General features: G+C 70.4%; 9 protein-coding genes. 4 read left to right on the top strand and 5 right to left on the bottom strand.

Going from position 1 to position 11,899, the window contains the following annotated elements; all coding sequences use genetic code 11:
• Window positions 1–83 precede the first annotated feature (83 nt).
• Window positions 84–656 (bottom strand): hypothetical protein, encoded by a 573-nt coding sequence (locus ACFVHO_RS28665; protein WP_385720595.1) that lies wholly within the window; start codon window positions 654–656, stop codon window positions 84–86.
• Window positions 657–888: 232 nt separating this feature from the next.
• On the opposite strand from ACFVHO_RS28665, the gene ACFVHO_RS28670 reads away from it, so the two are divergent.
• The 4 genes from ACFVHO_RS28670 to ACFVHO_RS28685 all read left to right on the top strand — a co-directional run bounded on the left by ACFVHO_RS28670 (window position 889) and on the right by ACFVHO_RS28685 (window position 6,088).
• Window positions 889–2,742 (top strand): APC family permease, encoded by a 1,854-nt coding sequence (locus tag ACFVHO_RS28670; RefSeq protein ID WP_385720599.1) that lies wholly within the window; start codon window positions 889–891, stop codon window positions 2,740–2,742.
• Window positions 2,743–3,043: 301 nt separating this feature from the next.
• Window positions 3,044–4,309: an ABC transporter substrate-binding protein gene (locus tag ACFVHO_RS28675; protein ID WP_385720602.1), complete on the top strand. Its 1,266-nt coding sequence runs from the start codon at window positions 3,044–3,046 to the stop codon at window positions 4,307–4,309.
• Between the two features lie 11 nt (window positions 4,310–4,320).
• Window positions 4,321–5,250 (top strand): carbohydrate ABC transporter permease, encoded by a 930-nt coding sequence (locus ACFVHO_RS28680; RefSeq protein ID WP_385720694.1) that lies wholly within the window; start codon window positions 4,321–4,323, stop codon window positions 5,248–5,250.
• Between the two features lies 1 nt (window position 5,251).
• Window positions 5,252–6,088 carry a carbohydrate ABC transporter permease gene (locus ACFVHO_RS28685; RefSeq protein ID WP_385720605.1) on the top strand — a complete coding sequence of 279 codons (837 nt, stop codon included), beginning with the start codon at window positions 5,252–5,254 and terminating at the stop codon, window positions 6,086–6,088.
• A 9-nt stretch (window positions 6,089–6,097) separates the two neighbouring features.
• Here ACFVHO_RS28685 and ACFVHO_RS28690 read toward each other — a convergent pair whose 3' ends face one another.
• The 4 genes from ACFVHO_RS28690 to ppdK all read right to left on the bottom strand — a co-directional run bounded on the left by ACFVHO_RS28690 (window position 6,098) and on the right by ppdK (window position 11,841).
• The gene (locus ACFVHO_RS28690; RefSeq protein ID WP_289951028.1) at window positions 6,098–6,463 is read right to left on the bottom strand and encodes a helix-turn-helix transcriptional regulator; all 366 of its coding nucleotides are present in this window, start codon (window positions 6,461–6,463) and stop codon (window positions 6,098–6,100) included.
• Window positions 6,464–6,651: 188 nt separating this feature from the next.
• Entirely contained in the window at window positions 6,652–7,026 is a 375-nt protein-coding gene (locus ACFVHO_RS28695; RefSeq protein WP_385720608.1) for a hypothetical protein, read from the bottom strand.
• Window positions 7,027–7,244: 218 nt separating this feature from the next.
• Window positions 7,245–8,867 carry an alpha/beta hydrolase gene (locus ACFVHO_RS28700; protein WP_385720611.1) on the bottom strand — a complete coding sequence of 541 codons (1,623 nt, stop codon included), beginning with the start codon at window positions 8,865–8,867 and terminating at the stop codon, window positions 7,245–7,247.
• 223 nt (window positions 8,868–9,090) lie between these two features.
• The gene (gene ppdK, locus ACFVHO_RS28705; RefSeq protein ID WP_385720614.1) at window positions 9,091–11,841 is read right to left on the bottom strand and encodes a pyruvate, phosphate dikinase; all 2,751 of its coding nucleotides are present in this window, start codon (window positions 11,839–11,841) and stop codon (window positions 9,091–9,093) included.
• Window positions 11,842–11,899 lie beyond the last annotated feature (58 nt).

Consider the following 11,899-nt stretch of genomic DNA (forward strand, 5'->3'; position numbering starts at 1 on the left):
TGTGCGGCTCCGCCGCGTGGGCGCGCCCCGTAAGGGGCGCGGGGAACTGCGCGACCAGCCCCCGCAGGTCGATCGCTGCCTCTCTAGCGAAGCCCCGACGCCTCGAACACCGCCTTGGCCTCCCGCCCGTTCAAGCGCGCGAGCAGCCGCGCGAGCTCCACCGACCCGGTCCGCAGCAGACCCGACGCCTGGGACGCGCGGGCCCCCGCGTCGAGGCGGTGCAGCAGCAGCGGATTCTCGGCGAGGACCTTCGGGTCGAACTCGACCCGGTTGCCGAGCGAGTCGCACAGGACCAGCCGCGCGGCGACGGTCTCGCTCACCCGCACGCTGGTGAGCAGGTTGACGCACACGTGCCGACGCCGCAGCGGCCCCCGCACGGCGAGCCAGCCGGGCCCCGCGCTGACCCGCACCGGGTGCAGGATCGCGTACAGCAGGACGGCCAGGCCCGCCCACAACCCGGTCCGCACGGCGCTCAGCGTCCCGCCCGCGAAGTCGACCAGCACGATCAGGGCGAACAGGGCGAGCGAGCAGAAGACGGCGGCCCGCAGGTCGGACGCCCAGCGCCGGTCGGTCACCACGGCGTCCGCGTCCGGTGTCCGGGGCGCGTCCGGTGCGTGCGCCGCGTGCCTGCCCCGAGTCGTCCAGTCATGTCCCATGTGCCGCACCGTAGGACGGAGCCCCGACCCCGTCTGCGGCGTTGACGCGGCGCATACACGTGCATGGCACACCTTGACGCGACGCTGACGACCCCCCTCAACAAGTCGTCAAGAGGCACCCCGCACCCGTCAAAGAGCCGCCAAGGGGTGTCGGCGTCCGCCCTACCCGCGTTGACGCTGGGTTGGCACGCCGACTCGACCACACCGGCTGACCTGCATGAAAGGCACGAGCATGACGACCGTTTCCGAGCGCCCCGACGCTCCGGCACTCGCGGAACCTCCTGATACCGGCGCGGCGGACCCGGGTGACCGTCATCGCCTCACCGCCCTCCAGGGCCTGGCCGCGCTGTCCCTGGACGCGATGGCCTCGGTCGCGTACGGGCCGGAGGCGATCGTGCTGGTCCTGGCCGCGGCCGGCGGCTACGGGCTCGGCTTCACGCTGCCGGTGACCCTCGCCATCGCCGCGCTGCTCGCCGTGCTCGTCGCCTCCTACCGCCAGGTCATCGCCGCGTTCCCCGACGGCGGCGGCAGCTACGCCGCCGCGAAGACGCACCTGGGCCGCCGCTCCGGCCTGGTCGCCGCCGCGTCCCTCGTCCTCGACTACGTCCTGAACGTCGCCGTCGCCGTGACGGCGGGCGTCGCGGCCCTCACCTCCGCCTTCCCCGAGCTGTACGGCGACCGCGTCGCGCTGTGCCTGGGCGTCCTCGTCGTCATCACGGCCGTCAACCTGCGCGGCATCGTCGACTCGGCGCGCGTGTTCATCGCCCCGACCGCGGTGTTCGTCGGCGCGATCCTCACGATGGTCGTCGTCGGCCTGTTCCGGGACGGCCCGGTCTCCACCGAGGCAGCCCAGGGCCATGCCTCGGTCCTCTCCGACAACGCCACGACGGTCGGCGCGCTGCTCCTGCTGAAAGCTTTCGCCTCGGGCTGTTCCGCGCTCACCGGCGTGGAGGCCATCGCCAACGCCGTGCCGTCGTTCCGCACCCCGCGCGTCAAGCGCGCCCAGCACGCGGAGGTGGCGCTCGGCGCACTGCTCGGCGTGATGCTGATCGGCCTGTCCGTCCTCATCTCCCGCTTCGGCCTGCAGCCGGTCGAGGGCGTCACCGTCCTCGCCCAGCTCACGGACGCCTCCCTCGGCCACAACTGGGCCTTCTACGTCGTGCAGTTCGCGACGATGATCCTGCTCGCGCTGTCCGCCAACACGTCCTTCGGCGGGCTGCCCGTCCTGATGAGCCTCCTCGCCCGGGACAACTACCTGCCGCACGTCTTCGCCCTCAAGGCGGACCGGCAGGTCCACCGGCACGGCGTCATCGCGCTCGCCGTCGCGGGCGCGGGGCTGCTGCTGTTCTCCGGCGGCGACACCAACACCCTCGTACCGCTGTTCGCGATCGGGGTCTTCGTCGGCTTCACGCTCTGCCAGACCGGCATGGTCATCCACTGGCGCAAGGTGGGCAAGCCCGCGAAGGCGCTGCTCAACGGCTTCGGCGCGGTCCTCACCGGTGTCTCGGCCGTCGTCGTGACGGCCACGAAGTTCACCGAGGGCGCCTGGCTGATCGTCCTCGCGCTGCCCGCGATCGTCGCCGTCTTCGAGGTCGTGCACCGGGCGTACGGCCGCATCGGCGATGACCTCGGCCTCGGCCGCGTCCCCGAGCCGCCGCACCGCGACCACTCCCTGGTGATCGTCCCCGTGTCCGGCCTGTCCCGGCTGACCTGCGAGGCCCTGAACGCGGCGGTGTCCCTCGGCGACGAGGTGCGGGCCGTGACGGTCACGTACGACGACGTCGAGGACCGGGCGGCCGCGCAGTCCCTTCGCCGGGACTGGGAGCTGTGGGGGCCCGGGGTCGACCTGGTCGAGCTGCCCTCCACGGCCCGGACCGTGGGGCGGCCCGTCGCCGAGTACGTACGGAAGGTGTACCAGTACCACCCGGGGACCCGGGTCACCGTGCTGATCCCCGAGGTGGAGCCCGCTCATCTGTGGCAGCGGCTCCTTCAGAACCAGCGGGGGGCCGTGCTGGCGCACGCGGTGCGGCGGGACACGGACGCGGTGATCTGCCGGTTGCGGTTCCGCCTCGCGGCTCGGCGCTGATCGGGGTCACCTCTGGGGCTGCGCCCCTCTCCCCCTTTTCGGCCCTTCGGGCCTCGTCCTCAAACGCCGGACGGGCTGAAATACACCCGCACACTCTCCAGCCCGTCCGGTGTTTGAGGACGAGGCGCGGAGCGCCGACAAGCGGGGTCCAGGGGGCGCAGCCCCCGGTTTCGGAGAAGGGGCGGGACTGGGGCGCCCCGCGAGGGCTACACGCGGCTGCAATGCGCCTGTCGTAATCCTCCCGCATGGTTGATCGTTGGGCCCGACACGTACCCGACCAACCGGCTCAGGGGGACACGTCATGACCATCAGTCGCAGAACACTGCTCGGCACCGGCACGGGCGCCGCACTCGGGCTGCTCACCGCGTGCGGCTCCAACACCGGCCGCGACGGCGGCGACTCGGACGGCAAGGGACCGAAGCTGTCCCAGTGGTACCACCAGTACGGGGAGGCCGGGACCGAGCAGGCCGTGAAGCGGTACGCCGAGGCGTACGACAAGGCCGACGTGTCCGTGCAGTGGCGTCCCGGCAACTACGACGAGCAGACCGCCGCCGCGCTCCTCACCAAGTCAGGCCCTGACGTCTTCGAGGTCAACGGCCCCACCCTGGACCAGATCCAGGGCGGCCAGGTCGTCGACCTCACCGACCTGCTCGACTCCGTGAAGGACGACTTCAACCCGGCGGTGCTCGCGCCGAAGACGTACGACGGCCGGATCTGGGCCGTCCCCCAGGTCGTCGACATGCAGCTCCTCTACTACCGCAAGAGCCTCCTCGCCGACGCGGGCCGCACCCCGCCCAAGTCCCTCACCGAACTCGTCGAAACGGCAAGTGAGTTGACGACCAAGAAGGTCAAGGGGCTGTTCCTCGGCAACGACGGCGGCGCGGGCGCACTCGGCGGAACGCCCCTGTACGCGGCGGGCCTGAGCCTCGTCACCGACGACGGCAAGGTCGGCTTCGACGACCCCGCGGCCGCCCGCGCCCTGGCCCCGCTGCGCACGCTGTACGAGGACAAGTCACTGCTGCTCGGCGCGCCCTCCGACTGGTCGGACCCGTCGGCGTTCGTCCAGGGGCTCACGGCCATGCAGTGGTCGGGCCTGTGGGCGCTGCCCGCGGTGGAGAAGGCTCTCGGCGACGACTTCGGCGTGGCCGCGTTCCCCGCCGCCGCGCCCGGCGCCGAGCCCGCGGTGCCGGTGGGCGCGTACGGCTCGGCGGTCAGCGCCCGCAGCGCGCACAAGCAGGAGGCCAAGGACTTCGTGAAGTGGCTGTGGGTCGAACGGACCGACCACCAGCGGGACTTCGCCCTGTCGTACGGCTTCCACATCCCGGCCCGCCTCTCGCTCGCGAAGAAGGCCGACGTCCTCACCAAGGGCCCGGCGGCCGACGCGGTGCGCTTCTCCACCGAGAACGGCTACGCCGAGCCGCTGCTCTGGACCCCGACGAGCCGGGTCGCGTACCAGGACGCGCTCAGCCGGATCATCAAGTCCGGGGCGAACCCGGAGAGCGAACTGCGGTCCGTCGTGCGGAAGGTGTCGGCGGAGCTGGACCGGGTGAAGAAGAAGTCGTCGTGAGCGCGGGCGCCGTGCGGCGCGAGCGGCTGTGGCGGCGCCTCGCGGGACCGCAGAACCGCAACCTCTGGTTCTGGGTGTTCGTCGGCCCCTTCGCGCTCGGCCTGATCGTCTTCACGTACGTACCGCTGGGCTGGAGCGTCTACCTCAGCTTCTTCGACGCCCACAACACCGTCTCGCCCACGGACTTCGTCGGCTTCGACAACTACACGTCGATGCTGCGGAACGACGCGTTCACCGACAGCCTGTGGACGTTCGTGGTCTTCACCGCCTTCATCGTGCCGACGACGTTCGTGCTGTCGCTCTCGCTCGCGCTGATGGTCAACCGGATGCGGCGCGCGCAGACGTTCCTGCGCTCGGTGTTCTTCCTGCCGGCGGCGTGCAGCTACGTCGTGGCGGCCCTGATCTGGAAGATGTCGATCTTCAACGGGGTGCGTTTCGGTCTGGCGAACACCGTGCTCGGCTGGTTCGGCGCCGACCAGACGGCGTGGCTGTCCACGACGGACCCGCCCTGGTACTGGCTGGTCATCGTCACCGTACGGCTCTGGCTCCAGGCGGGCTTCTACATGATCCTGTTCCTGGCCGGGCTCCAGCGCATCTCCCCCACCCTGTACGAGGCGGCGGCCGTCGACGGCGCCCGCCCCGGCTGGCAGGTCCTGCGCCACATCACGCTGCCCCAACTGCGCACGACGTCCGTGGCGGTGACCCTGCTCCTGGTCATCAACGCCTTCCAGGCCTTCGACGAGTTCTACAACCTGCTCTCGGACGCCCGCGGCTACCCGCCGTACGCCCGGCCGCCCCTCGTCTACCTCTATTACACGGCCCTCGGACAGGGGCAGAACCTGGGCCTCGGCAGCGCGGGCGCGGTGCTCCTCGCCCTGATCATCGCCGTGGTGGCGATCGGCCAGGCGCGCTGGTTCGGCCTCGGCAGGAAGGAGGACTGACGTGTACGACGCCTGGGTCAAGGTGGGCCGTGCCCTCAGGGTGGCGCTGCTCGTCGCCCTCGCCCTGCTGTTCCTGATCCCCTTCTACCTCCTGGTGCGCAACGGCCTCGCGTCCGAGCAGGACATCACGTCGCCCGACTGGACGTTCTTCCCGGCCACCCTGCACTGGTCGAACGTCCGGGAGCTGTTCGAGGACTCGACCGTCCCGATGGCCCGCTCCCTGTACAACTCGGCCCTGATCGCGGTCCTCACGACCGCGGGCACCCTGCTCCTGGCCTCCCTCGCGGGCTACGGCCTCGCCCGCATCCCCTACCGCCACGCCGATCACGTCTTCTACGCGATCCTGGCCACGATGATGGTCCCCGCCGCGGTCACCTTCGTCCCCAGCTTCGTCCTGGTCTCGTCCCTGGGCTGGATCTCCACCCTGCGCGGCCTGATCGTCCCCACGCTCTTCTCCGCGTTCGCCTGCTTCGTCTTCCGCCAGTACTTCCTGGGCTTCCCGAAGGAGCTGGAGGACGCGGCGCGGGTGGACGGCCTCGGACACTGGCGTACGTACTGGCTCATCGTCGTCCCGAACTCCCGCCCCGTCTTCGCCGCCGTCGGCACCATCGTGTTCATCGGCGCCTGGAACTCCTTCCTGTGGCCCCTGGTGATCGGCCAGGACCGGGACGCGTGGACCGTGCAGGTGGCCCTGGCCTCCTTCACGACCTCCCAAGTCATCCGCCTGCACGAACTGTTCGTCGCGGCGGCCGTGTCGATCGTGCCGCTGCTCGTGGTGTTCCTGTTCTTCCAGCGGTGGATCGTGGCGGGGGTGGAGCGGTCGGGGATCGACGAGTAGCGGGCGCACTCACGCCTGGGGGGAGTGCGCGGGGGGCCGTTCGGGGTCGTTGGAGTCCTGCAGTTCGGCCAGGAGGGCAGTCTGGCTGGCGAGGAGTTCGGTGAGGATGCGGCGTGCCGCGCGCAGGAGTTCGGCGACGTCGCCGCCGGCCAGCGCGTAGGTGACGGTGGTGCCTTCGCGGGTGGAGACGACGATGCCGGAGCGGCGCAGCACGGCGAGCTGCTGGGAGAGGTTCGAGGGCTCGATGTCGATGGCGATGAGCAGGTCCCGTACGGATACCGGCCCGTTCTGGAGGAGTTCGAGGACACGGATGCGGACGGGGTGCCCGAGCATCCGGAAGAACTCTGCTTTGACCTGGTAGAGGGGCGCCTGCACGGGATCACTCACTTTCCTGACGTGGATGAGGCCCTGGAGACGAGGTGCGGCGGCCTCGGCTGCCGCCGCACCCGGTATGACGTCTCATCCTTCCCGGCCTGGGGCCTTTCGAGCCGAGAGTTCGGCAGATGCAGAGATGGCTGCTTGAAGAATTCTTCAAGTAGTGGGCGCAGAAAAAGCGCCGCAGGTCACACCTCCATCTGCTCCTCGGTGCGCTTCAGGAGATGGCGTGCCATGGCCAGGTTCGACCGGCCCTTGTCGATGACGAGATAGATGAACAGGCCGTTCCCGGCCCTCCCGGTCACCGGCCGGATGAGGTGGTACTGGGAGCCCAGTGTCACCAGGATGTCCTCGATCTTGTCCTTCATGCCCAGCGTCTCCATGGTGCGCACCTTGGCGCGGATCAGGTCGGTGTTGCCGGCTGCCGCGACGGACAGGTCCAGGTCCTTTCCGCCGCCCAGGGTGCCGAGCGCCATGCCGCTGGTGTAGTCGACGACGGCGGCTCCCAGCGCTCCGTCGGCCTCGGTCAGCAGGGTCTTGAGAGACACTTCCACACTGGTCACGAGTCCTCCTCTGAGGGTGATGCGGGCTGGTTCTCCGGCCCACGCGGGGACTCTAGGAAGTGACGCCGCCCCTTGAGGGGACATAGGGCGAAAGCAGCCGCAGTTGCCCGATCCAGATCGGTTGGATGCGCTTTCGCCCGCTCCGGAATCGCGTCCTGTCCGCGGACCGGGGACTGACGCCCGTGCGCGGGAGGGCGTCCCCGCGCACGGGCCCCGGTCTAGCGCAGCCCGAAGGGCGCGGGTGCGGGATTCGCGGTCTCGGCGCGCCGCTGGCCGCCGGAGGTCGCCTTGCAGGTGAGGTCCTTCGCCGGGAGCTTGCCGGTGACCAGGTAGCCCATCGTGGCCTTCTCCGCGCAGGCGTTGCTGCTCCCGCCGAAGACGACGCCGTGGCCCTCGCCGCCGGCGACGGTGACCATGCGGGAGCCCTTCAGGGCGCGGTGCATGGCCTTGCCGGTGACCAGCGGGGTCTGCGAGTCCCACTCGTTCTGCACGACCAGCGACTTGACCTTGTTGTCCACCTTGGTGGCGGGCTCGGCGCCCCGGTCCCAGTAGGCGCAGGGGGTGATGGAGGAGGCGAAGTCGCCGTACAGCGGGTAGCGGGCGCCGTCGCGGATCGCGTCGCGGCGGTACGTCTCGGGGTCGCGCGGCCAGGAGGCGTCGGAGCAGACGACGGCGAGCTGGCTCGAGGTCATGTTGTCGAGCGACTGCTCCTGTGCGCCGGGCAGTTCGCGCACCTGACGGCCCTCGGCCGCCTTCTTCAGGTCGGCGACCGTCTTCGCGCCGCTCCGGACGGTGAAGAACTCGGCGCGCGTGATGTCGCGCACGGCGGCGCCGTCGAGCTTCTGGCCGTCGACGACGATGGGGTCGACGTCGGCTCGCGCCACCAGCTTGCGGAAGGTCCGGGCGACCTTCGCCGGGGAGTCACCCAGGTGGTACGTGGCGTTGCGCGCGGCCGTCCACTTGGTCCACCGCTTGTAGGCCCGCTCGGCCTCCGGCGCCCAGACCTGGAACATGCCGCGCCACATCCGGCCCGGGTCGACGGCGCTGTCCAGGACGAAGCGGTCGGCGCGCTGCGGGAACAGCTGCATGTAGACGGCGCCGAGCGCGGTGCCGTAGGAGACGCCGAAGTACGACAGCTTCTTCTCGCCGAGGGCGGCGCGCATGACGTCCATGTCGCGCGCGGTGTTGCGGGTGCTGATGTGGGTCAGCGAACTCCCGTACTTCGCCCGGCACTTGTCGGCGACCCGCTTGGCCCACTTGGTGTTCGCGGCGTGCTCGGCGGCACTGCGGGTGGGCCGCGGGTAGGTCTGCTCGGCCTCGGTGAGTCCGCATTCGAGGGGCGTGCTCGCGCCGACCCCGCGCGGGTCGAACCCGATCATGTCGTACTGCTCGCGCACGTTCTTCGGCAGGCCCTTGGCGAACATCAGCGACAGATCGAGCCCCGACCCTCCGGGCCCGCCCGGGTTGGAGGTCAGCACCCCGCGCCGCTTGCCCGGCACACTGGTCTTGACCCGGGATATCGCGACGTCGATCCGCTTACCCTCGGGCTTGTCGTAGTCGAGCGGCACCTTCAGCGTGGCGCACTGGTACTTGGCGGGCTGATCGGCGGCGCACCGCTTCCAGGTGAGCTTCTGACGGGTGTACGGGGCGAGGCGTTCTGCGTCGACTCCGGCGGCGGCTCTCGCGGACGTGGGGGCCGCGGGGGCCGCCGAGTCCGCCGCGGCCGCCCTGTCCCCCGAGGCGGCCGACGCCGACCCGGCGACGAGCCCCGGCGCGAGCCCGGCCACCACTCCCAGCGCGAGCACCGGCACGAGGCGCCGCCGATATGCGGGATGTTGCACGTGAAGCTCCTTCTGATCGGTTTTGGTACCGCTCAGTTGGACGCAGAAGGAGCCCTGTACACCTCCACCGGATCGCCTCGACTCGGGCGGGCAGGGCGAAGGGGCGCCACCCCCGCACAGGATGGCGCCCCTTCATCGTGGACCGGGACCGCCGCCGCATCGGTTGAGGGTCGGGGACACGGCGGCGGGCCCGGGGTCTTCGCGGGGCTTGGCCCGCCGGGGGTCAGCGGTGGTCGCTGCCCGCCGAGGTGGAGGCCGCGCGGCCCGCTTCCAGGCGGGCCACCGGGATGCGGAACGGGGAGCAGGAGACGTAGTCCAGGCCCACCTCGTGGAAGAAGTGGACGGACTCGGGGTCGCCGCCGTGCTCGCCGCAGACGCCGAGCTTGAGGTCGGGGCGGGTGGCGCGGCCGGCCGCCGCGGCGTCGCGGACGAGCTTGCCGACGCCGTCCTTGTCGATCGTCTCGAACGGGGAGACGCCGAAGATGCCCTTTTCGAGGTAGGCGGTGAAGAAGGACGCCTCCACGTCGTCGCGGGAGAAGCCCCACACCGTCTGGGTGAGGTCGTTCGTGCCGAAGGAGAAGAACTCGGCGGCCTCGGCGATCTGTCCGGCGGTGAGGGCGGCGCGGGGCAGCTCGATCATCGTGCCGAGCGCCAGCTTCAGGGCCACGCCGGTGCTGCGCTCGACGTCGGCGATGACCTGCTCGGCCTCCTCGCGGACGATCTCCAGCTCCTGGACGGTGCCGACGAGCGGAATCATGATCTCCGCGCGCGGGTCGCCCTTGGCGTTCTTGCGCTCGGCCGCCGCTTCGGCGATCGCACGGACCTGCATGGTGAACAGGCCGGGGATGACGAGGCCGAGGCGTACGCCGCGCAGGCCCAGCATCGGGTTCTGCTCGTGCAGGCGGTGCACGGCCTGGAGCAGGCGCAGGTCGTTCTCGTTGTGGTCCTTGCGGGACTCGGCGAGGGCGACGCGCACCGAGAGCTCGGTGATGTCGGGCAGGAACTCGTGCAGCGGCGGGTCGAGGAGACGCACCGTCACCGGGAGGCCGTCCATGGCCTCGAACAGCTCGATGAAGTCCCGCTTCTGGAGCGGCAGGAGCTCCTTCAGGGCGTTCTCGCGCTCCTCGTCGGTGTCCGCGAGGATGAGGTGCTCGACCATCTCGCGGCGCTCGCCGAGGAACATGTGCTCGGTGCGGCACAGGCCGATGCCCTGGGCGCCGAAGCGCCGGGCCCTGAGCGCGTCCTCGGCGTTGTCGGCGTTGGCGCGCACCCGCAGGCGGCGGACCCGGTCCGCGTAGGCCATGATCCGGTGCACGGCCTTGACCAGCTCGTCGGCGTCGTCGGCGCCCGCGTGCATGCGGCCCTCGAAGTACTCCACGACCGGGGACGGCACGACCGGGACCTCGCCCAGGTACACCTTGCCGGTGGAGCCGTCGATGGAGACGACGTCACCCTCCTCGACGACGTGGCCGTTCACCGTCAGACGGCGGCGCTTGGTGTCGACCTCCAGGTCCTCGGCGCCGCACACACAGGTCTTGCCCATGCCGCGCGCGACGACGGCCGCGTGCGAGGTCTTGCCGCCGCGCGAGGTCAGGATGCCCTCGGCGGCGATCATGCCGTCCAGGTCGTCGGGGTTGGTCTCGCGGCGGATCAGGATGACCTTCTCGCCGGAGCGCGACCACTTGATGGCGGTGTACGAGTCGAAGACGGCCTTGCCGACGGCGGCACCCGGCGACGCGGCGATGCCACGGCCGAGCTGCTCGGCTCCCTTCCCGCCGTTGGCGTACTCGTCGTCGAAGCGCGGGAACATCAGCTGGGCGAGCTGCGCGCCGTTGACGCGCTGGAGGGCCTCGGCCTCGTCGATCAGGCCCTGGTCGACGAGCTGGGTGGCGATGCGGAACGCGGCACCGGCGGTGCGCTTGCCGACGCGGGTCTGGAGCATCCACAGCTGGCCGCGCTCGATGGTGAACTCGATGTCGCACAGGTCCTTGTAGTGCGTCTCGAGCGTTTCCATGATCTGCATGAGCTGGTCGTACGACTTCTTGTCGAGCTGCTCAAGATCGGCGAGCGGCACGGTGTTGCGGATGCCCGCGACGACGTCCTCGCCCTGCGCGTTCTGGAGGTAGTCGCCGTACACGCCCTGCTGGCCGGAGGCCGGGTCGCGGGTGAAGGCGACGCCGGTGCCGGAGTCGGGGCCGAGGTTGCCGAAGACCATGGAGCAGACGTTGACGGCGGTGCCGAGGTCGCCGGGGATGCGCTCCTGGCGGCGGTAGAGCTTGGCGCGGTCGGTGTTCCAGGAGTCGAAGACCGCGTGGATGGCGAGGTCCATCTGCTCGCGCGCGTCCTGCGGGAAGTCGCGCCCCGCCTCGGACTTGACGATCTTCTTGAACTTGGTGACGAGCTTCTTCAGCTCGGCCGCGTCCAGGTCGGTGTCGACCGTGACCTTCTTGGCCTGCTTGGCCTTGTCCAGCGCGTCCTCGAAGAGTTCGCCGTCGACGCCGAGCACGGTCTTGCCGAACATCTGGATGAGGCGGCGGTAGGAGTCCCACGCGAAGCGGTCGTCGCCGGCCTGCTTGGCGAGGCCCTGCACGGACTTGTCGGAGAGCCCGATGTTCAGGACGGTGTCCATCATGCCGGGCATGGAGAACTTGGCGCCCGAGCGGACGGAGACGAGGAGCGGGTCGTCGGCCTGGCCGAGCTTCTTGCCCATCGCGGCTTCGAGGGCGGAGAGGTGCGCACTCACCTCGTCACGCAGTGCCGCGGGCTCGTCTCCGCTCTCGAGGTAGACCTTGCAGGCCTCGGTGGTGATGGTGAAGCCCGGCGGCACGGGAAGGCCCAGGTTGGTCATCTCGGCGAGGTTCGCGCCCTTGCCGCCGAGGAGGTCCTTGAGCTCCTTGTTGCCCTCGGTGAAGTCGTAGACGAACTTCACGCCCTGAGTTCCCTGAGGTACGTGGGGATCTTTGTTTTCCGACACGGGTCTCGACTCCTCGAGGACGCGGTGGCTGCCCTGACGGCGAGGAACATACCCAGAT

The organism is Streptomyces sp. NPDC127108, assembly GCF_042677545.1.
Lineage (GTDB): Bacteria > Actinomycetota > Actinomycetes > Streptomycetales > Streptomycetaceae > Streptomyces.

What these genes read in the sequence shown, in the direction of transcription:
- ACFVHO_RS28665 (WP_385720595.1), bottom strand. Translation starts at nt 656, where the DNA reads ATGGGACATGACTGGACGACTCGGGGCAGGCACGCGGCGCACGCACCG.
- ACFVHO_RS28670 (WP_385720599.1), top strand. Translation starts at nt 889, where the DNA reads ATGACGACCGTTTCCGAGCGCCCCGACGCTCCGGCACTCGCGGAACCT.
- ACFVHO_RS28675 (WP_385720602.1), top strand. Translation starts at nt 3,044, where the DNA reads ATGACCATCAGTCGCAGAACACTGCTCGGCACCGGCACGGGCGCCGCA.